The sequence below is a fragment of the Nocardia asteroides genome (genome assembly GCF_900637185.1).
In the GTDB taxonomy this organism is placed as follows: Bacteria; Actinomycetota; Actinomycetes; order Mycobacteriales; family Mycobacteriaceae; genus Nocardia; species Nocardia asteroides.
In genome coordinates, this window is record NZ_LR134352.1 from 5,278,838 (window position 1) to 5,298,749 (window position 19,912).

General features: G+C 71.2%; 15 protein-coding genes and 1 pseudogene. 6 read left to right on the plus strand and 10 right to left on the minus strand.

What is annotated here, in order from left to right; all coding sequences use genetic code 11:
- Nucleotides 1-8 precede the first annotated feature (8 nt).
- Both EL493_RS33305 and aroB read left to right on the plus strand, forming a co-directional pair.
- Nucleotides 9-491, plus strand: a pseudogene (locus tag EL493_RS33305) (shikimate kinase); the annotation flags it as partial.
- A 599-nt stretch (nt 492-1,090) separates the two neighbouring features.
- The gene (aroB, locus tag EL493_RS24695) at nt 1,091-2,206 is read left to right on the plus strand and encodes a 3-dehydroquinate synthase (protein WP_019047843.1); all 1,116 of its coding nucleotides are present in this window, start codon (nt 1,091-1,093) and stop codon (nt 2,204-2,206) included.
- A 51-nt stretch (nt 2,207-2,257) separates the two neighbouring features.
- Here aroB and EL493_RS24700 read toward each other — a convergent pair whose 3' ends face one another.
- From EL493_RS24700 to EL493_RS24730, 6 genes are all read right to left on the minus strand, one after another.
- A complete protein-coding gene (locus EL493_RS24700) occupies nt 2,258-2,704 on the minus strand; it encodes a B-4DMT family transporter (RefSeq protein WP_030203515.1) in 447 nt (148 codons plus the stop codon).
- A gap of 387 nt (nt 2,705-3,091) precedes the next feature.
- Entirely contained in the window at nt 3,092-3,898 is an 807-nt protein-coding gene (locus tag EL493_RS24710; protein WP_019047846.1) for a shikimate dehydrogenase, read from the minus strand.
- A complete protein-coding gene (gene mltG, locus EL493_RS24715; protein WP_019047847.1) occupies nt 3,891-5,438 on the minus strand; it encodes an endolytic transglycosylase MltG in 1,548 nt (515 codons plus the stop codon). Before mltG ends, EL493_RS24710 begins: the two co-directional genes overlap by 8 nt.
- Nucleotides 5,435-5,992 (minus strand): Holliday junction resolvase RuvX, encoded by a 558-nt coding sequence (gene ruvX / locus EL493_RS24720; RefSeq protein WP_019047848.1) that lies wholly within the window; start codon nt 5,990-5,992, stop codon nt 5,435-5,437. The genes mltG and ruvX overlap by 4 nt, the downstream gene beginning before the upstream one ends.
- Nucleotides 5,992-8,658 carry an alanine--tRNA ligase gene (gene alaS / locus EL493_RS24725; protein WP_019047849.1) on the minus strand — a complete coding sequence of 889 codons (2,667 nt, stop codon included), beginning with the start codon at nt 8,656-8,658 and terminating at the stop codon, nt 5,992-5,994. The genes ruvX and alaS overlap by 1 nt, the downstream gene beginning before the upstream one ends.
- Nucleotides 8,659-8,728: 70 nt before the next feature.
- Nucleotides 8,729-10,105 (minus strand): replication-associated recombination protein A, encoded by a 1,377-nt coding sequence (locus EL493_RS24730; protein WP_019047850.1) that lies wholly within the window; start codon nt 10,103-10,105, stop codon nt 8,729-8,731.
- 75 nt (nt 10,106-10,180) lie between these two features.
- On the opposite strand from EL493_RS24730, the gene EL493_RS24735 reads away from it, so the two are divergent.
- The 3 genes from EL493_RS24735 (at nt 10,181) to EL493_RS24745 (ending at nt 13,581) form a co-directional block, all read left to right on the plus strand.
- Nucleotides 10,181-11,860 carry an alkaline phosphatase D family protein gene (locus EL493_RS24735; RefSeq protein ID WP_019047851.1) on the plus strand — a complete coding sequence of 560 codons (1,680 nt, stop codon included), beginning with the start codon at nt 10,181-10,183 and terminating at the stop codon, nt 11,858-11,860.
- 123 nt (nt 11,861-11,983) lie between these two features.
- Nucleotides 11,984-12,337 carry a YciI family protein gene (locus tag EL493_RS24740; protein WP_019047852.1) on the plus strand — a complete coding sequence of 118 codons (354 nt, stop codon included), beginning with the start codon at nt 11,984-11,986 and terminating at the stop codon, nt 12,335-12,337.
- The gene (locus tag EL493_RS24745; RefSeq protein WP_019047853.1) at nt 12,334-13,581 is read left to right on the plus strand and encodes an RNA polymerase sigma factor; all 1,248 of its coding nucleotides are present in this window, start codon (nt 12,334-12,336) and stop codon (nt 13,579-13,581) included. Before EL493_RS24740 ends, EL493_RS24745 begins: the two co-directional genes overlap by 4 nt.
- Before the next feature lie 5 nt (nt 13,582-13,586).
- On the opposite strand, the gene EL493_RS24750 is transcribed toward EL493_RS24745, so the two are convergent.
- Both EL493_RS24750 and EL493_RS24755 read right to left on the minus strand, forming a co-directional pair.
- The gene (locus EL493_RS24750; protein ID WP_022566281.1) at nt 13,587-14,405 is read right to left on the minus strand and encodes a siderophore-interacting protein; all 819 of its coding nucleotides are present in this window, start codon (nt 14,403-14,405) and stop codon (nt 13,587-13,589) included.
- 74 nt (nt 14,406-14,479) lie between these two features.
- Nucleotides 14,480-15,649, minus strand: a complete 1,170-nt coding sequence (locus EL493_RS24755; protein ID WP_022566280.1) for a phosphotransferase family protein — start codon at nt 15,647-15,649, stop codon at nt 14,480-14,482.
- A 193-nt stretch (nt 15,650-15,842) separates the two neighbouring features.
- Between EL493_RS24755 and EL493_RS24760 the strand changes: the two genes are divergently transcribed.
- Nucleotides 15,843-16,862, plus strand: a complete 1,020-nt coding sequence (locus tag EL493_RS24760; protein WP_019047856.1) for a hypothetical protein — start codon at nt 15,843-15,845, stop codon at nt 16,860-16,862.
- 7 nt (nt 16,863-16,869) lie between these two features.
- Here EL493_RS24760 and EL493_RS24765 read toward each other — a convergent pair whose 3' ends face one another.
- Both EL493_RS24765 and aspS read right to left on the minus strand, forming a co-directional pair.
- Nucleotides 16,870-17,838 (minus strand): DUF389 domain-containing protein, encoded by a 969-nt coding sequence (locus EL493_RS24765; protein ID WP_051719575.1) that lies wholly within the window; start codon nt 17,836-17,838, stop codon nt 16,870-16,872.
- A gap of 73 nt (nt 17,839-17,911) precedes the next feature.
- Nucleotides 17,912-19,726, minus strand: a complete 1,815-nt coding sequence (gene aspS / locus EL493_RS24770; protein WP_019047858.1) for an aspartate--tRNA ligase — start codon at nt 19,724-19,726, stop codon at nt 17,912-17,914.
- Nucleotides 19,727-19,912: the final 186 nt, after the last annotated feature.

Consider the following 19,912-nt stretch of genomic DNA (forward strand, 5'->3'; position numbering starts at 1 on the left):
CACGAGTTGTGCTGGTCGGGCCGCCGGGCTCGGGCAAGTCGACGATCGGGCGAAAGCTGGCCAGGGAGCTCGGAGTCGAGCTGTACGACACCGACGCCGGGATCGAGTCCGATACCGGGCGCAGCATTCCCGACATCTTCGCGACCGATGGGGAACCGGAGTTCCGCCGGATCGAGGAAGAGGTGGTGCGCCGGGCGGTGCTCGAGCACGACGGTGTCGTCTCGCTCGGTGGCGGTTCGGTGCTGTCGGCCAAGACCAGGGCGGTGTTGCGTGGCGCGACCGTGGTCTACCTGGAGATCAGTGTGGCCGAAGGACTGCGGCGGACCGGGTCGAGCAATGCCAGGCCGCTGCTCAACGGCGCCGATCCCGGGGCCAAGTACCGGGAGCTGATGCGCACCCGGCGACCGCTCTACCGTGAGGTGGCCACGGTCCGGGTCCGCACCGACGGGCGCAGCCCCGGGCGCGTGGTGCGGATGATCCTGACCAAACTGGGCCTGGAGTCCGTGCGCACCGACCTGGACACGCAGCGCGGCGCCGGAACCGGTTCCGCCGCATCGGGTTCGGTCACCAGCAGGCCGGGCATCGGCAGCAATCGTTCCCGGGCCCGGCGCCGCGCCAGAGCGCGCGCGGCCGCCGCTCGCCGGGCGAATGCCGAGCAGAGCACACTGGACCGAACCGGTTCGGCGACAGCGCGTTCCGCCGACTCCGCGCCCCAGACCGGCGGGGCCGGGGGCACGCGGACAGGCACCGGCCAGGGCGAAACGGCCGGGGCCCGCACCACCGGAACGCGCCGCTCCCGGCGGTCCAGATCACGCCGTGGCGGTGCCCGGATCCGCTCGGCGGCCACCGCGAACCGCGCGGCCGACGGCACCTTCCGCGCAGCCGGCACCGAACGCGCCACGCCCGGTGAGAGCACGCCGGCAACCGGCCGCGCGGGCACCCCGGACCCGGCGGGCAGGCGAGGCGGACCGGGGCAATCCGGCGACGCGGACCGCGCCGCCGCACCGGGCGAACGCGCGCGGCGCAACAGGCCGCGGCGACGCGGCGGCCGACGCAAGAACAACGACCAGAAAGAATCGGAGCAGCGCACGTGACAGAGCCGACCACCATCCAGGTCCGCACCGCCGACCCGTACCCGGTGATCATCGGCCGCGGGCTGCTCGGCGATCTCGTCGAAGCGGTCTCCGCGGGCAATGCCGTGCGGACCGTGGCGATCTTCCATCAGCCGCCGCTGGCCGAGACCGCCGAGGCGGTCCGGAAAGCGCTGGCCGACACCGGGATCGACGCACACCGCATCGAGATCCCCGACGCCGAGGACGGCAAGGACCTGGCCGTGGCCGGGTTCTGCTGGGAGGTGCTCGGCCGCATCGGGCTGACCCGCAACGACGCCGTGGTGAGCCTCGGCGGCGGTGCGGCCACCGACCTGGCCGGCTTCGTCGCCGCCACCTGGATGCGCGGGGTGCGCATCGTGCACGTGCCCACCACGCTGCTGGCGATGGTCGACGCGGCGGTCGGCGGCAAGACCGGCATCAACACCGAGGCGGGCAAGAACCTCGTCGGCAGCTTCCACGAGCCCAGCGCCGTACTGGTGGACCTGGCCACCCTGGAGACGGTCCCCCGCAACGAGATCGTGGCGGGCATGGCCGAGATCATCAAGGCCGGCTTCATCGCAGACCCGGTGATCCTCGACCTGATCGAGGCCGATCCGGAGGTCGCGCTCGACCCCACCGGCGAGGTGCTGCCCGAGCTGATCCGGCGCGCCATCCAGGTCAAGGCCGATGTCGTGGCCGCCGACCTCAAGGAATCGAGCCTGCGCGAGATCCTCAACTACGGCCACACCCTGGGCCACGCCGTGGAACGCCGCGAGCGCTACCGCTGGCGCCACGGCGCGGCGGTGTCCGTCGGCCTGGTGTTCGCCGCCGAGCTGGGCAGGCTGGCCGGTCGCCTCGACGACGCGACCGCCGACCGGCACCGCACCATCCTGGAGAGCGTCGGCCTGCCGGTGAGCTACGACAGTGACGCGCTGCCGCAGCTGATGGACGCCATGCAGACCGACAAGAAGACCCGCTCGGGTGTGCTGCGGTTCGTGGTGCTCGACGGCCTGGCCAAGCCCGGCCGGCTCGAAGGTCCCGACCCGTCGCTGCTGGCCGCGGCCTACTCCGCGATCGCCCGCGAGGGTTCCACCGGCGGTCCGATCCTGCTCTGACACGCGACTGTGCCCGGCGAGCGGACTCGCCGGGCACAGGATCGGTGCGGCTCAGACGGCCGGAGCGAACTCCGAGGCCGTGGCGGGCGCGGGCGCGGCGGGCGTACGCCGGGCCTGCCGACGGCCGAGCGCGACCCCGGCCAGCGCGGGCAGGAAGATCAGCAGCAGGATGAACGACGCCGACGAGGTGAGCTCGAACAGTGCCCCGGAATCACCGAGTTCGATGCCGGGGACGTGATCGAGGGCCCAGCACAGCGCGCCGCTGCCGATCCCGGCCACCGCACCCGCGGCCAGCCAGCGCACGGTGAGATCGGCGCCCGCACCCGACCGGCCGTCCCGCATGCCCCAGGCCACGGCGACGCCGACGATCACGATGAGGCAGGCCACCCGCCAGATCACGCCGTAGGTCGGCCAGGACGCCATCGCGAAGCCGAGCAGCAGCCGAAGCCCGACGACCAGCCCACCCAGCACGGCGGCTCGTAACACCCAAGCGGTCATGAGCACTACCTTAACCCGCCAAAACTAGAACAGGTATCAATTCCGCCGATCGGATGTTCCCGCCGCCGCGACCGGCGTTACGGCACCCAGAGGTCGTACCGGCCGCTGCCGTCGTTCCGCGGGACGCATTCGGCGCGGTCGCTCCACAGCGGAGCATCCTTCAGACAGCTGGCCAGCGTCACATTCGACGCCGTGGACACGCAGGTGAACCCCCATTTGGGCTGCGCCGACGAACACCCACCCGCCCGCGCCGCGGCGGGCCCTCCGACCACGATCGCCGATGCGGCGACCGACAACACGACTACCCCGATTCGAACCAACACAGTCGACCTCCCCGTAGATTGCGTTGGGCACCATGGTAATCGGGCGATCGGGCCCGGGAAAGAGTCAGTCGAGCGCGGCCGCCATCGCCGCGCGCGGGGCGGGCCGGCCGGTGAAGAGCTCGACCTGCCCGTAGGCCTGGTTCAGCAGCATCTGCAGACCGCTCACCACCGTGTGCCCGGCCGCGGCGACCGCCTCGGCCAGCGGGGTCGGCCACGGGTTGTAGATCGCGTCGAGCACCACCGGGGCACCGGCCACCTGCGCTGCCACGGCCGCGCCGGCCGTGGCGGGGATCGTGCTCACCACGGCGCCGGCCCGTGCGCACACGGGCACGAGGGAGTCGTCGTCGAAGCCGATGGTCGAGACCGCCATGCCGAGTCGCTCGGCGAGCTCCAGGGCGCTGCGGGCGCGGCCCGCGTCGCGGGCGACCACGGTGACCGACCGCGCGCCCAGTTCGGACAGCGCGAGCAGCGCGGGGCGGGCGGTGCCGCCCGCGCCCAGCACCACCGCCTCGGTCAGCCCGTCGACGCCGCCGCCGCGCAGTGCGCCGAGCACGCCGTCCACGTCGGTGCAGTCGGCCAGCCAGCCCGTCTCGGTGCGCACCAGGGTGTTGGCCGAGCCGACCAGCACGGCACGATCGGTGCGCGTGTCGGCGTGCGCCAGGGCGGCTTCCTTGCCCGGCATGGTCACCGAGAGCCCGACCCACTCGGGTCCGAGTCCGTCGACGAAGCCGGGCAGTTCCTCGGCCGAGCATTCGACGCGCTCATAGCTCCAGTCGAGCCCGAGCGCGCGGTAGGCGGCCAGATGCAGTTGCGGCGAGCGCGAGTGCGCGATCGGCTTGCCGAGCACCGCGGCCTTGCGCGCCTCAGCCACCGTAGGGCTTGGAGCTGTCGAGGATGCCGCTGCGCTGTGCCTGGGTGACCAGGCGCAGGTGCTCGGAGTAGCTGTCGGTGAACAGGGTGGTGCCCTCCTTGTCAACGGTCACGAAGTACAGCCACGCGCCCGGGGCCGGATTCTCCATGGCCTGCAACGCTTCCAGCGACGGCGCCGAGATCGGGGTCACCGGCAGGCCGCGCATCGCGTAGGTGTTCCACGCGGTTTCGCGGGCGCGGTCGGCGTCGGTGGTCGCCACCTCGGTGGTGTCGAGGGTGTAGTTGACCGTCGAGTCGAACTGCAGCATCTGGTCGACCTTGAGCCGGTTCACGATCACCCGGGCCACCTTGCTCATGTCCTGCGGCTTCGCCTCCCGCTCGACGAGCGAGGCCGCGACCAGGGTCTGGTACGGCGTCAGGTTGGTGGTGGCGCCGGACTGGAGCAGTCCGGTCGACTCGTAGCGCTGCACGCTGGTGGTCACCAGTTGCCGCAGGATCTGCTGCGGCGTGCCGCTCGGATCGAAATCCCAGGTGCCCGCGGCGATCAGACCTTCGAGCTGCCGGGCGCGGTCGGGTGATTCCCGCACGCCCTGCATCGCCCAGTCGGGCACGCCGAGACCGGCCAGATCCGGGCTCGCGCCCGCGGCGTCGAGCTGTTCGTAGGTCACGCACTTCTTCTCGATGCCGTAGCAGCTGGCATCGGCGATCTTGCGATAGATGCCGTCGTAGCGGCCACCGGTGTTGGCGTCGTGCTTGTCGTGCAGCAACCGGCCCTCGGAGACGGTCAGTTTGCCGACCCGCGACTTGCCGCCGACCAGGGTCGCGACGGCCTCGGCGGCGGGGCTGTTCACGCCGATGGCATAGAACCCGGGCTGCACACTGTTCATCCCCGAGTTCCGCACTGCCGCTTCGTAGAACGCCTCGGAACTGGCGACGATGCCCTTCTCGCGCATGGCCTCGGCGATCTGCGAGGCGGTGTCGCCGGAATGCACCTGGACGACCACGGGCGCGCCCGCCGGTCCCGCGAAGTCCTCGGCCGGGGCGAACCGATCCATCAGCTTGTAGCCGGCGAACCCGGCCGCCGAGACGATCAGGACGGCCAGCAGCGCGCCGACCACCCACAGATTGCGCCTGCGCCGTTTACGCTCGGCCGCCTTGCGCGAGGCGATGCGCGATCGCTTGCGGCCCGCGCCCGCCTTGCCACGCCCCGGCTGCGGCCGGTCGCGCTCGGCGGGCCGCTTGCCACGCCCACGCTCGGCCGCGGTCCGCGCGCCCGCGCTGCGGCCGGCGGGAGCGGCCCGCTGACCCACCCGGCGCGGCGGCTCGACCGGTTCCGGCTCGGGCTCGGGCTCGTCGTCGTAGAGCTCGTCCTCGTAGCGCGGGATGACGTTGGTGTCGTCATCGTCGTCCCAGCCGGGCTGCTGCTGCGGCTCCTCGCGCGCGGTGCGGGGATCGAGACCCCAGTCGTCGCGCCGGGGGTAGCGCCGATCAGCTTCCCGCGCCCGGTAGCGTTCCTCGGCCCTGGCCCATCGGTCGGTCATGCATCGTCTCCGACCGTGCCTGCTGCGTCCTTCAACACCGAACTCCGCTCGTCCAACCATCCTTGCAGAATCGACACGGCTGCCGCCTGATCGATCACCTGCCGCTGGCCACGTGCGCGAACCCCGCTGTCGCGCAGCGCACGTGCAGCAGACACCGTAGTCAAACGTTCGTCGGAAAGGCGTATCGGAATCGGGTCGATCACTCGGCGCAACTCCCGGGCAAACCTGCGCGCGATGGTCGCCGCGGTGCCGTTTTCGCCGCGCAATGTGCGCGGCAGTCCGATGATCACCTCGACCGCTTCGTATTCCCGCACAATGTCGGCAATTCTGCCGATGTCGGCCGGCGGACCGGCCGCGCGCCCACCGGCTTTCGCCGGTTTGGCGCGCGGCACCGTCTCCACGGGCGTAGCGAGGATTCCGTCGGGGTCGCTCGAGGCGACCCCGATCCGGACACTGCCGACATCGATCGCGATCCGGCGGCCCCGACCGGGGTCGGTCGCCGGATCCGGTCGGTCTGCCGGTTCCTGGTCGGCTGAACCTGCGGTGGCGGTCATCAACCGGCGAGTTCGGCCACCCGGGCGCGGACCGCGGCCAGACCGGCCGGGATGCCCGCCGGATCCGAACCCGACCCCTGCGCCATCTCCGGCTTGCCACCGCCGCGGCCGGCGATGCTGGGGCCGAAGCTGGCGACCAGGTCACCCGCCTTGATTCCGAGATCCTGGGCGGCCTTGTTCACCGACACCACGAACGGCGCCTTGCCGTCGGCGTTGCCGAGCAGCACGACCACGGCGGGGTCGGTGCCGAAGCGGCCACGGATGTCGGTGGCCAGGGTGCGCAGATCACCGGCGGCGACGCCCTCGGGCGCGGCGGCCGCGACCAGCAGCAGCGAGCCGACACGCTCGGCCTGGTCCACGAACGTGCCCGCCGAGGACAGCACCGCGGCGATCTTGGTGCGCTCGAGTTCCTTCTCGGCCACCTTGAGGCGCTCCACGAGCTGCTCGACGCGCCCGGGCACCTCCTCCGAGGGCACCTTCAGCGAGGACGCCACACCGGCCAGCAGCGCGCGCTCCTTGGCCAGGTACTTGTAGGAGTCCAGGCCGACGAACGCCTCGACGCGGCGCACACCCGAGCCGACCGAGGACTCGCCGAGCACGGTGATCGGGCCGATCTGCGAGGAGTGCTCGACGTGGGTGCCACCGCACAGCTCCATCGAGAACGGGCCGCCGATCTCCACGACGCGCACCTCGTCGCCGTAGTTCTCGCCGAAGAGGGCCATCGCGCCCATCTCCTTGGCCTTGGGCAAGTCGGTGACGAAGGTGTTCACCGGGAAGTCGGCACCGACGGCATCGTTGGAGACGGCCTCGATGTCGGCCTTCTGCTGCTCGCTCAGCGCGCCCTGCCAGTTGAAGTCGAAGCGCAGGTAGCCGGGCTTGTTCAGCGAGCCGGCCTGCACCGCGTTGGGGCCGAGCACCTGGCGCAGCGCGGCGTGCACCATGTGCGTGCCGGAGTGGCCCTGGGTGGCACCGCGACGCCAGGCGGGATCGGCCTGCGCGAGCACGACATCGCCCTCGGTGATCTGACCCTGCTCGACGGTGGCCTTGTGCACCCACAGCTTCTTGGCGATCTTCTGCACGTCGTTGATGCGCAGCTTCAGGCCCGAGGCGGTGATGGTGCCACGGTCGGCGATCTGGCCGCCGGACTCCGCGTAGAGCGGGCTGCGGTCGAGGATGACCTCGACGTCGGACCCGGCCTGGGCGGCGGGCACCCGCACGCCGTCGGCGATCAGGGCCAGCACGTGCGCCTCGGAGGTGAGTTCGTCGAAACCGGTGAACTCGGTGGCGCCGCGGTCGACCAGCTCCTTGTAGACGGTGAGGTCGGCGTGCGCGTGCTTGCGGGCCTGGGCGTCGTCCTTGGCGCGCTTGCGCTGCTCGGCCATGAGCGAGCGGAAGCCGTCCTCGTCCACCGACAGGCCCGCCTCGGCGGCCATCTCGAGGGTGAGGTCGATCGGGAAGCCGTAGGTGTCGTGCAGCGCGAAGGCGTCCGAACCGGCGATCTGCTTGCCGCCCTTGGACTTCACCGCGGTGGCGGCGTTGTCGAAGAGGGTCTCACCGGTGTTCAGGGTCTTGAGGAAGGCGGTCTCCTCACCGACCGCGACAGTCTCGATGCGCGAGAAGTCGGTGGCCAGTTCGGGGTAGGACGGCGACATCAGATCGGACACGACCTTCATCAGCTCGGCCATCACCGGCTTCTCGGCGCCCAGCAGGCGAGCCGAGCGCACGATGCGGCGCAGCAGGCGGCGCAGCACGTAGCCGCGGCCGTCGTTGCCGGGGTTCACGCCGTCGGCGATGAGCATCGCGGAGCTGCGGACGTGGTCGGCGATCACGCGGAAGCGCACGTCGTCGGCGTGTTCGACACCGTAGGAGCGGCCGGTGAGCTGCTCGGCCTTGTCGATGATCGGGCGCAGCAGGTCGGTCTCGTAGACGTTCTCCACGCCCTGCAGGAGCATGGCGACGCGCTCGACGCCCATACCGGTGTCGATGTTCTTGCGAGGCAGCGAGCCGACCGGCGGGTGGCCCTGCTTGGGGCTCAGCTCACCGCGGATGTCCTGCATGAACACGAGATTCCAGATCTCGAGGTAGCGGTCCTCGTCGGCGACCGGGCCGCCTTCCTTGCCGTAGGCGGGGCCGCGGTCGTAGTAGATCTCCGAGCAGGGGCCACCGGGACCGGGCACGCCCATGTCCCAGTAGTTGTCCTTGCCGTCGCGGAACTGGATCCGCTCCTTCGGGATGCCGGCGACGCGGTGCCAGATCTCGGCGGCCTCCGGGTCCGACTCGTAGGCGGTCACCCAGATGCGTTCGGGATCGAACCCGAAGCCGCCTTCCTCCTGGGACTTGGAGATCAGCTCCCAGGCGAGGGTGATGGCACCCTCCTTGAAGTAGTCGCCGAAGGAGAAGTTGCCCGCCATCTGGAAGAACGTGTTGTGCCGGGTCGTGACGCCGACCTCGTCGATGTCACCGGTGCGCACGCACTTCTGCACGCTCGTCGCGCGCGAGTACGGCGGCGCCTCCTGCCCCAGGAAATACGGCTTGAACTGGACCATACCTGCGTTGACGAACAGCAGGTTGGGGTCGGCCAGGATCAGCGAGGCACTGGGCACCTCGGTGTGTCCGGCACGGACGAAATGGTCCAGGAAACGCCGTCTAATCTCGTGGGTCTGCACAGCAGTCCAGCCTACCGCCTGCAATCCACCGGTTTTCCGCCGGACCGGGTGGTCTGGGCGACACCGGCTACTACTTCCCGCGGATGATCCGGCGCAGCTTGCCGAGCCGGCCGCCGACTTCGCGCTCGAACCCGTGATCGGTGGGTTCGTAGTAGTCGGTACCGACCAGTTCGTCGGGCGGGTACTGCTGGGCGAGCACGCCTTCGCGCGCGTTGTGCGGGAACTTGTAGCCCTTGGCGTTGCCGAGCGCGGCGGCGCCCGCGTAGTGGCCGTCGCGCAGATGTGGGGGCACCGCGCCGGCCTTGCCCGCGGCGATGTCGGCCATGGCCGCGCCCAGCGCCGAGGTGACCGCGCCGGACTTGGGCGCGGTGGCCAGGTGGATGGTGGCCTGGGCCAGCGCGAGCTTGGCTTCGGGCAGACCCACCAACTGCACCACCTGGGCGGCGGCGGTGGCGGTCTGCAGGGCCATCGGGTCGGCCATGCCGATGTCCTCGCTGGCGTGGATCATCAGGCGGCGGGCGATGAAGCGGGGGTCCTCGCCCGCGGTGAGCATGCGGGCCAGGTAGTGCAGGGCGGCGTCGACGTCGGAGCCGCGGATGGACTTGATGAACGCGCTGATCACGTCGTAGTGCTGATCACCGGCGCGGTCGTAGCGGACGGCGGCCTTGTCGACGCTGGCCTCCACCAGCTCCACGTCGACCACACCGTCGAGCGAGGACTCGGCCGAGGCCTCCAGCGCGGTCAGCGCGCGTCGCGCGTCGCCGCCGGCGATCCGCACGATGTGGTCGAGCGCCTCGTCGGAGACGGTGTACTCCCCCGCCAGCCCGCGGGGATCGGCGACGGCCCGGGTGAGCACCTGGCGGATGTCGTCGGGGGTGAGCGACTGCAGCTGCAGCACCAACGAGCGCGACAGCAGCGGGGACACCACCGAGAACGACGGGTTCTCGGTGGTCGCGCCGACGAGCAGCACGATCCGGTTCTCGACCGCGGCCAGCAGCGCGTCCTGCTGGGTCTTGGAGAAGCGGTGCACCTCGTCGATGAACAGGACGGTCTGCTCCCCCGCCGTGAGCCTGCGCCGGGCCACGTCGATGACCGCGCGGACCTCCTTGACCCCGGCCGACAGCGCCGACAGCGCCTCGAACCGGCGCCCGGTGGCCTGCGACAGCAGTGAGGCCAGCGTCGTCTTGCCGGTCCCGGGCGGACCGTAGAGCAGCACCGAGGCCGCGCCGGACCCCTCGACCAGACGCCGCAGCGGCGAACCGGTCCCGAGCAGATGCTGCTGGCCGATCACCTCGTCGAGCGACTGCGGCCGCATCCGGACCGCCAGCGGCGCACCGGCATCGCGCCGGACCACCGCGTCGAGGCCCTGCGCGGGTGCGGGGTCGTCGCCGGGCACGTCGAACAGGCTGTCACTCACGTCGAGCAGGGTACCGACGCCCTCGGACATGCTTGCCTGACCGGCACACAGTTGAACGATTGACCAATTTTGTGCGCCGGACTTGCGCCCCACCCGGTACCTGGGATGAGATCGCTGATCGTGGTCGAAATCAACGGCGGCAACGCCTCTGCGCCCACCGGGCAGTTCGCCCGGCGCACCCTGTTCAAAGGCGGCACGGCGGCGGCCGCGGTCGTGGTGCTGAGCACCGCGACCGCGCACGCGGCCGGGACCGTCTTCCGGCACGGTGTCGCCTCCGGTGACCCACTGCCCGGCGCGGTGATCCTGTGGACCAGGGTGACCGTGGCCGACGACGCGACGCCCGGCTCCGGGATCGGCGCCGCGACCCCGGTGCGCTGGGAGATCTCGGCGGACGAGTCCTTCGCCGGCATCGCCGCCTCGGGCACCGTCACCGCCGACGTGGGCGCCGACCACACCGTCAAGGTCGACGCGACCGGACTCGCTCCCGCGACCGACTACTGGTACCGCTTCACCGCGCTCGGCGCGACCTCGCCGGTCGGCCGCACCCGCACCGCGCCCGCCGCCGACACCGACCTGGACCGCCTGCGCCTCGGCCTGGTCTCCTGCTCCAACTGGGAGGCGGGCTGGTTCGGCTCGTACCGGCATCTGGCCGCGCGCACCGACCTCGACGCGATCGTGCACCTGGGCGACTACCTCTACGAATACGCCCGCGGCGAGTACACCGGCCGTACCGGCGCGGTGCGCGGCCACGATCCCGCGCACGAGATCGTCACCCTGGCCGACTACCGCACCCGGCACGGCCAGTACAAGACCGATCCCGACCTGACGGCCCTGCACGCCACGCTGCCGTTCATCTGCACCTGGGACGACCACGAGTCGGCCGACAACTCCTGGCGCGAGGGCTCGGAGAATCACGACCCCGCCGTGCACGGTCCGTGGAGCGCCCGGCGTGCCGCCTCCGCGCAGGCCTACCTCGAATGGATGCCGGTCCGGGCGACCCGCACCGGCGACGAGGTCCAGATCTACCGCAGGCTCCGCTTCGGCACCCTCGCCGAGCTGTCCATGCTCGACCTGCGCAGCTACCGCGACCACGAGGCGGGCCCCGGTGCCGGCTGGCGACAGGCCGACGACCCGGCCCGCACCATCACCGGGCGCGCCCAGATGGACTGGCTCACCGCCGGTCTCACCTCCTCACCCGCGCGGTGGAAGCTGATCGGCAACTCGGTGATGGTGGCGCCGCTGGTGTTCCCGCCGCTGGAACCGGCGACCACCCAGGCCATTACCGAGGCCATCGGGATCCCGCAGGGCGGTCTCACCGTGAACGGCGACCAGTGGGACGGCTACACCGCCGACCGGCGCACCCTGTTCCGGGCCATCGCCGACAACGAGGTGGGTGACGTCGTGTTCCTGACCGGCGACATCCACACCTCCTGGGCCGCCGACCTGCCGCTGGACGCCGCGAACTACCCGGGCGGCCCGACTGTCGGCGCGGAGTTCGTCGTCCCGTCGGTCACCTCCTCGAGCGTCGGCGACCTGCTGAAGACGCCGCCGCGGACCACGTCGGTGCCCGCCGAGGAGGCCATCAAGGCGGCCAACCATCACCTGCGCTATGTCGAACTGGACTCGCACGGTTTCGGGGTGCTCGAGGTGACCCCGGCGCAGACCCAGATGGACTGGTTCTACGTGGCCGACGTGATCGACCCGGCGAGTGAGGTCCGGCACGCCACGTCGTTCGCGGTCCCGGCCGGTGGCCGCCTCGAACCGCGACCGGCTCCGGTGCACTGATCGCGGCGCCGCGACAATCGGCGCAGAATTCTTCGGACCGGCTGTCGATCACGGCAGCGCTCGTTCGTCGGGTGAGTACGGCCACCCGACGAACGGGCAGCCCAGATCCGAAGGAGCTCCCTGATGAGCCAGTACCTGGTCCTGATCTACGGCGACGAAGCCACCTACGCCGCCATGTCTCCCGCCGAGCGCGGTGACATGCTCGCCGCGCACCGCGCCTTCCAGCAGCTCGCGGGCGCGGCCAATCTCGGCGGCAACGCGCTGCAGCCCACCGGCACCGCCACCGCGATCCGGCACGACGCCACGGGCGAGGTCGTCGTCACCGACGGTCCGTTCGCCGAGGCCAAGGAAGCCCTCGGCGGCTACTACCTGATCGAGGCGCCCGATCTCGACGCCGCGATCGCGCTCGCCGCGCAGGTTCCCGCGCCCACCGGCGGCGTCGAGGTGCGGCCGCTGCAGGTCTTCCCGCAGCCGTGACCACCACGGCGGCCGCGGCCGTCGACCGGGCGCATCGTCGCGAGTGGGCCTTCGTGCTCGCCGCGACGGTGCGGCTGGTCCGCGATTTCGACCTGGCCGAGGAATGCGTCCAGGAGGCCTACGCGACCGCGCTGACGTCCTGGGCGGCCGACGGGGTGCCCGCCCGGCCCGGCGCCTGGCTGACGACGGTGGCCCGCCGCCGCGGCCTGGACCTGCTGCGCCGCGAGGGCACCTTCCGGCGCACACTGCCGCGCCTGGTCGTCGACGAGCCGGTCCCCGACACCGCCGAACTGGCGCTGGACGGACTGGACGACCCGGCGATCCCCGACGACCGGCTCCGGCTGATCAGCACCTGCTGCCATCCCGCCCTGGACCCGCAGGCACAGGTCGCGTTGACGCTGCGGCTGGTCTGCGGTGTCACCACCGCCGAGGTGGCGCGCGCGTTCCTGGTCGCCGAGCCGACCATGGCCGCCCGGATCACCCGGGCGAAGAAGAAGATCGCCGTCGCGGGCATCCCGTACCGCGTCCCGTCGGTCCGGGAGCTGCCGCAGCGCCTCGACGCGATCTGCGCGGTGATCCACCTGCTCTTCACCACCGGCCACACCGCTCCCGCGGGCGACCATCTCGTCCGAACGGACCTGGTCGAGCGCGCCCTGCAGCTCGCGCGCATGATGCACGCGCTGGTGCCCGACGATCCGTCGGTGACCGGCCTGCTGGCCCTGGTCGTGCTCACCGACGCGCGCCGGGCCGCCCGGGTGGACGCCGCGGGCGAGCTGTGCACCCTCGAACACCAGGATCGCTCCCGCTGGGACCACGCGGCCGTCGCCGAAGGCGTCGCCCTGGTGAAACAGGCACTGCCGCACACCGATCGCTACACCCTGCAGGCCGCGATCGCCGCCGTCCACGACGAGGCGCCCAGGTGGGCCGAGACCGACTGGACCGAGATCATCGGCCTCTACCAGCTGCTGCTGCGGGTGTGGCCGTCACCGGTCGCCCGGCTCAACCACGCGATCGCGGTGGGTCTGGGCGGCGATCCCGCGCGGGCACTGGACCTATTGGGCCCGCTCGGCGCGGAACCCGCGCTGGCGACCTACGGCTACCTGGACGCGGCCCGCGCGGCCTTCCTGGCCGAGCTGGGCCGCGTCGCGGAGGCCGTCGCCGCCTACCAGGCGGCGCTGCTGCTCACCGACAACGCGGTGGAACGCGCGCATCTGCGCGGCAAGCTGGCCGCGCTCGATCACTGAGCGGTTCAGGCGCCTTCGGCGGCCAAGGCGCGCTTCCACTCGCGGAAGCCCTCCTCGGTACGGCCGCGCCGCCAGTACCCGGAGATCGACAGCCACTTCGGCGCCACGTCGCGTTCCCTGCGCAGGTAGGGACGCAGCTGCCGCATCACCGCCTCGGCCTCACCGTGCACGAACGCCTGCACCTGACCGGGCAGCCACTCGGCCGCGCGCACAGCCGCCACCAGCGGCGCGTGCTCGCCCGCGAGCTCGTCGGGGATCAGATCCGAGGACACCCCGCGATGCACCCAGTGCACCCGCAGGTCGCCGGGCGAGGTGAGCGGAATCTCGTCCTCGGCGCCCCCCACTTCGACGAAGACCTGCGCCGGTGCGCCGGCGGGCAGGGCTTCCAGTGCCGCCGCGATGGCGGGCAGCGCCGACTCGTCGCCGGCGAACAGATACCACTGGGCCGCCGGGTCCGGCGCGAACGCGCCACCGGGCCCGTTCAGGTGGAACCGCGCGCCCGGCTCGACGTCGCGCGCCCACGGGCCCGCGACGCCCTCGTCACCGTGCACGACGAAATCCAGGGCGATCTCGCGGCTCGCGGAATCGAAGGACCGCACGGTGTAGGTGCGCAGCACCGGCTGGCTCTCCGGCCCCAGCGTCGCGCGCACGGTGTCGAGATCGAACGGCTCGGGATACTCGACCCCGGGCGGGGGGAAGATCAGCTTCACGTAGGCGTCGGTGAAGGTGTTCGGTGTGAATCCGTCCGCGACCCCGACGACCCGCACCAGGTGCGGAGTCAACCAGTGTTTGCGAACGACAGTGACGGAAACCGGTTTCGGCACGACTGCTCCCAACTCCTCGGACCCTCGCCGACGGTACTCCGCTCGGGCCGCGAAGTGGGGAGCTGCGCCGCGGGCTACTCCGCCCAGCGCTCCTCGAGCATGGCCGAGACCTGCTCGGCGAAGTCGCCGACCGCGTCGTCGCCGGTGACGCGCGCGTCCTCGGCCAGTGCCGACCAGCGGTTGATCAGCGCCTCGGAGCGCGGCACCGACAGCCCGTGCTCGCGCGCGGTGGCGATGCGGGTGTGGTCGGCGGGCAGGAACCAGTAGGTCGACAGCCACACCCAGATGAGCCGGGCCTCGAGGATCCGCTCGGCCAGCAGGGTGTCGTCGGCCAGCGACGGCCACACCCCGACCACGGCCGAACGCCAGGCCTCGACCATCTCCCTGGCCCGGCTGCGCGACAGTTCGAAATCGCACAGGCAGCCCGGGAACGAGACCAGGGCGTAGGCGATGTCGAGGGTGGCGTCGCGGAAGCCGCCCCACTCGTAGTCGAGGAAACGGGCGCCCTCGTCGTTCAGGATGACGTTGTCCGGGCACAGGTCCGACGGGCTGAACGCGCGGTAGCGGCCACCGGTGAACAGGCGGTTGCCGTGCACGATCCGCTCGGCGATCTCGCCGGGGACCTCGATGCCGAGTTCGGCCTGCAGCAGCCCGGGGACATCGGCGATCGCGGCCTGGGCCTGCTGGGCGATCCCGTCCACCCGGTGCACCGAGTCGACCCGGCGCATCAGGGCGACGAAGTCGGGCTCGCGGCCCACGGTGGCGGCGTGCATCCGGCCCAGCGCCTGCGCGAAGGCCATCAGCGCGTTGCGGGTGCCGGGTTCGACGCGGGCCTGCAGCACCGAGGTGAGCAGCGCGTTGTCGCCGAGGTCCGACAGCACCAGCAACCGGTCGGGCACGCTGTGCGCGATGAGGTACGCGCCGGGACGCTGCTCGCGGCTGAGCGCGGTGGTGAACTGGTAGGACACGGCCTCCCGCAGGAAGGCGGCATCGATGCTCGCGACACCGGGCGCCATGCCGCCGGTGACGCGGTCCTGCGCGGCACCGCGCACCTGCTTCACGATCAGCGTGCGCGGCAACGAAAATGCGTTCTCCGCAACACGCACGCGTAGGACTGTCGTCCTACCACTGCCACTGAGCTCCATCGGATCGCTCAGCTTCACCGGAGCACCCATTCGCTTTGTGAGCAACTGTTGTGCTGCGGACACGACGTCGGCGGCGCGTTCGGCCAATAGTGCGGTCATCGCCTCTCAAGCTACTCGTACCTGGTCACTTCTAGCGAGCGGTTACACAACCTTTCCGCGTCGCTCGGCGTGTTGGCACCGTGGTTGCGCGAGTGTGACTGTTCGCTTGACACACCCGACGCTCGTCGGGTTTTCTCATCGTCAACTGCTGTGCGCCACACCGCAAACCGGTTGAGTCGAAAGGTCTACCACAGTGACCGACACACCGTACGCCGCATCGAGCGATTCGCCGGGTGGACCACCGGTTCCGGGCGGTGGCGGACAGTTCGCCGGCGGCACCGGCAGGCACGAGGGCCCGGGCACGCCCCCGGCCGCGGGCAGCGGCCCGAGCCGCCATGGAATGGCCGGTGGCGCAGGCTATCCGCAATTCGAGGGTCCCGGCGCCGCGCAGTACGGCGAGGAGCCGCTGGAGCCGGCGCCCCCGGTTGCCGGCCCGCCGCCTGTCGGGCCGCACTACGGGCCCGCGGGCACCGGCCCCGGTTACGCCGCGCCGCAAGCCAAACCGGACAATCCCGGGTATGCCGCCACCCCCGCACCCGGCGTGTCGGGCACCGGCGGCGGGCAGACGCCGGGTTACTACCATTCGGGAGCACAAGCCCTCGACATCGGCCGCTCGCTGAGCTACGGCTGGGAACGGTTCCGCACCAACCCGGGTCCGTGGCTCGGCGTCACCGGCGTGGGCGTGCTCATCTACCTGACGTTCCTCGCGGTGGTCCAGATCTTCGACCCCACCTCGCTGTTCACGGTGCTGTTCCTGTTCCTGATCGTCATGGTCGGGCTGTGGCTGCTGCAGGCGGTGATGATCCGCGGCGCGCTCTACGAAACCGACGGATATCCACCGGCTTTCGGCTCGTTCTTCCGATTCGTGAACGCGGGCAATGTCTTGCTGACGGCGCTGCTCGCCTTCGCGGCCACCCTGCTCGCGGCCTCGCTGTGCCTGCTGCCCGGCCTGATCGTCGGCTTCCTGTGCATGTTCTCGCTGCACTTCGTGATCGATCAGGACTACGGTCCGCTGGAGGCGATCAAGGCCAGCGCGATGCTGGTGCTGGCCAACCTGTGGGCGGCGCTGCTGCTGGCGCTGACGGTCACGCTGGTCACCCTGGTCGGCGCGGCACTGTGCGGGCTCGGCCTGTTCGTGGCCGGTCCGGTGTGCGCGATCGCGGTCACCTACTCCTACCGGATGCTCACCGCGGGACCGGTCGCCCGGATCTGATCCGGGCTCAGTGCCGCAGCGGCGTGCTCATCCCGATCGCGCGCTTGAACCGGCCGACCGGGCCCGCCTCGTCGCCTGCGCGCGGGCGCAGCTGCAGCACGATCACCCCGGCGACGACGATGCCGAGCAGGTTGACCGCCAGCTGACCGACCGACTCGAACGCGCGATGCCACTGCCCGATGGTCGCCGCAACCACCGCGTACCCGGCGGCGGGCACCGTGGTGACCGAGATGAACACCCCGATCAGCGCGGCCGATTTCGACGTCACCAGCGACAGCATGCCCGCCGCGCCCGCCAGCAAGGCCACGACCAGGGAGAACGGTCCGACTTCGTAGATGAAGTCCACATTGTGCGCGTCGATGACGCCCGCGGTGGTGATCCAGCCGAGTTGTCCCCAGAGCAGGGTGGCGAACAGGGTGATCACCATCGCCACCGGGAAGGCCACCGCGAGCGCGATCACCGAGCGCCGGGCCAGCCGCCAGTTGCGCCGCACCAGCGCCACCGACAGCGCCGCCAGCGGACCGAACTCCGGACCCACCACCATCGCGCCGACGATGGTCACCGGCGAGTTCGTGGCCACGCCGATCGAGGCCAGCAGGCAGGCGATGGTCAGGAACGCCACGAACGTGACGTTGAGCGAGGACTCCTCATGCGTCTCCCGGAGCAGCTGCTCCCAGACCACGGCGTCGCTCGGATCGCCGGGCGCGGCCCGCACCGCCCGGTCGGCGGCGTCGGACAGCACCGAGTCGACCGGGCCGAGGGTGATCCCGCCGGTCTGCTCGATGCCGAGCGCCTTGACATCGGCGAGGACCTTGTTCGCGGCCTCGCGGGCCACATCGGCCTGCACGAGATCGCCCTGCGGCTGCAGGGCGATCCCCCGCGCGACCGTGAGATGGGTGACGCCCGCGTCGGCTTCCAGCGCCCGCACCAGTGCGTCGGTCTGCTGGGGCGGGCTGATCACTCGCAGATGTAGCACCGGTGGCCCTTCTGATCGGTGCCGCCGAGGCGGCGGAACTGACCAGAAGGTACCGGGCTACCCTCGATGACCGCTATTTGTCGGCGGCAACGGCTTTCGGCGCGTCGGCGGCCTTGCCGTCGCCCTTCACCTCGGGCTTGGCGTCGATGCCCGCCTCCTTGCGCTGCTGCGCGGTGATCGGCGCGGGCGCGTCGGTGAGCGGGTCGACGCCGCCGCCGGTCTTCGGGAACGCGATGACCTCACGGATCGAGTCCTCGCCCGCCAGCAGCGCGGTGATGCGGTCCCAGCCGAAGGCGATGCCGCCGTGCGGCGGGGCGCCGTAGGCGAAGGCGTCGAGCAGGAAGCCGAACTTCTCCTGCGCCTCGTCGTGGCCGATACCCATCACCTTGAACACGCGTTCCTGCACGTCACGGCGGTGGATACGGATGGAACCGCCGCCGATCTCGTTGCCGTTGCAGACGATGTCGTAGGCGTAGGCCAGCGCCGAACCCGGGTCGGTGTCGAAGGTGTCGATCGACTCCGGCTTGGGCGAGGTGAACGCGTGGTGCACCGCGGTCCAGGCCGAGTAGCCCAGGGCCACGTCGCCGCTGGCGGTGGCGTCGGCGGTGGGCTCGAACATCGGGGCGTCGACGATCCAGACGAAGGCCCAGGCGTTCGGGTCGATGAGGTCGCACTTGCGGGCGATCTCGCCGCGCGCGGCGCCCAGCAGCGCCCGGCTCGACTTGGTCGTGCCCGCGGCGAAGAACACGCAGTCGCCCGGCTCGGCGCCGACCTGCTTGGCCAGGCCCTCGCGCTCGGCGTCGGACAGGTTCTTGGCGACCGGGCCGCCCAGGGTGCCGTCCTCGTTGATCAGGATGTAGGCCAGGCCCTTGGCGCCGCGCTGCTTGGCCCAGTCCTGCCAGGCGTCGAGCTGACGCCGCGGCTGGCTCGCGCCGCCGGGCATCACGACCGCGCCCACGTACTCGGACTGGAACACCCGGAACGGGGTGTTGGCGAAGTAGTCGGTGAGCTCGGTGATCTCCACGCCGAAGCGCAGGTCCGGCTTGTCCGAACCGAAGCGGCGCATGGCCTCGGCGTAGGTCATGTGCGCGATCGGGGTGGTGATGTCGTGGCCGACCAGCTTCCACAGCGCGACCAGGATGTCCTCGGCCAGCAGGATCACGTCCTCCTGGCGCACGAAGCTCATCTCGATGTCGAGCTGGGTGAACTCGGGCTGCCGGTCGGCGCGGAAGTCCTCGTCGCGGTAGCAGCGCGCGATCTGGAAGTAGCGCTCGATGCCGCCGACCATCAGCAGCTGCTTGAACAGCTGCGGGCTCTGCGGCAGGGCGTAGAAGCTGCCCGGCTGCAGGCGCGCGGGCACCAGGAAGTCGCGGGCGCCCTCGGGGGTCGAGCGGGTCAGCGTGGGGGTCTCCACCTCGATGAACTCGTGGCGGGCCAGCACCTCGCGCGCGGCGGCGTTGACCTTGGAGCGCAGCCGGATGGCGTGGCCGGGGCCCTCGCGGCGCAGGTCGAGGTAGCGGTACTTGAGGCGGGCCTCGTCGCCGGGGGTCTCGTCGAGCTGGAACGGCAGCGGCGCGCTCTCGTTGAGGACGACCAGGTCCTTGGCGTCGACCTCGATCTGGCCGGTGGGCAGGTCCGGGTTCTCGTTGCCGTCGGGACGCTGCTCCACCACACCGGTGACCTGCACACAGTATTCCGCGCGCAGCTTGTGGGCCTGTTCGGCCGCCTCGCCCTCGCGGAAGACCACCTGGGCGACACCGGAGGCGTCCCGCAGATCGATGAAGATCACGCCACCGTGGTCACGACGCCGGGCCACCCAGCCGGTGAGGGTGACGGTCTGACCGGCATGCTCGCTTCGCAGCGAACCGGCCAAATGGGTGCGCAGCACGGTATTCCTTTCGACGACTCGGCGCCCCGGTGGAGACGACCGGGTGCACTGCCATCGTAGTGAGACACGATCCCCGAGTGAAAACCGATATCTGCCTCGCCGTGTCAAGCTTGTGACGCATGCCCGCCCTCCGCCGCGTCCGGGGCGGCGAATCGTGCTGCAGGACAGCTGGACAACCGAGCGAAG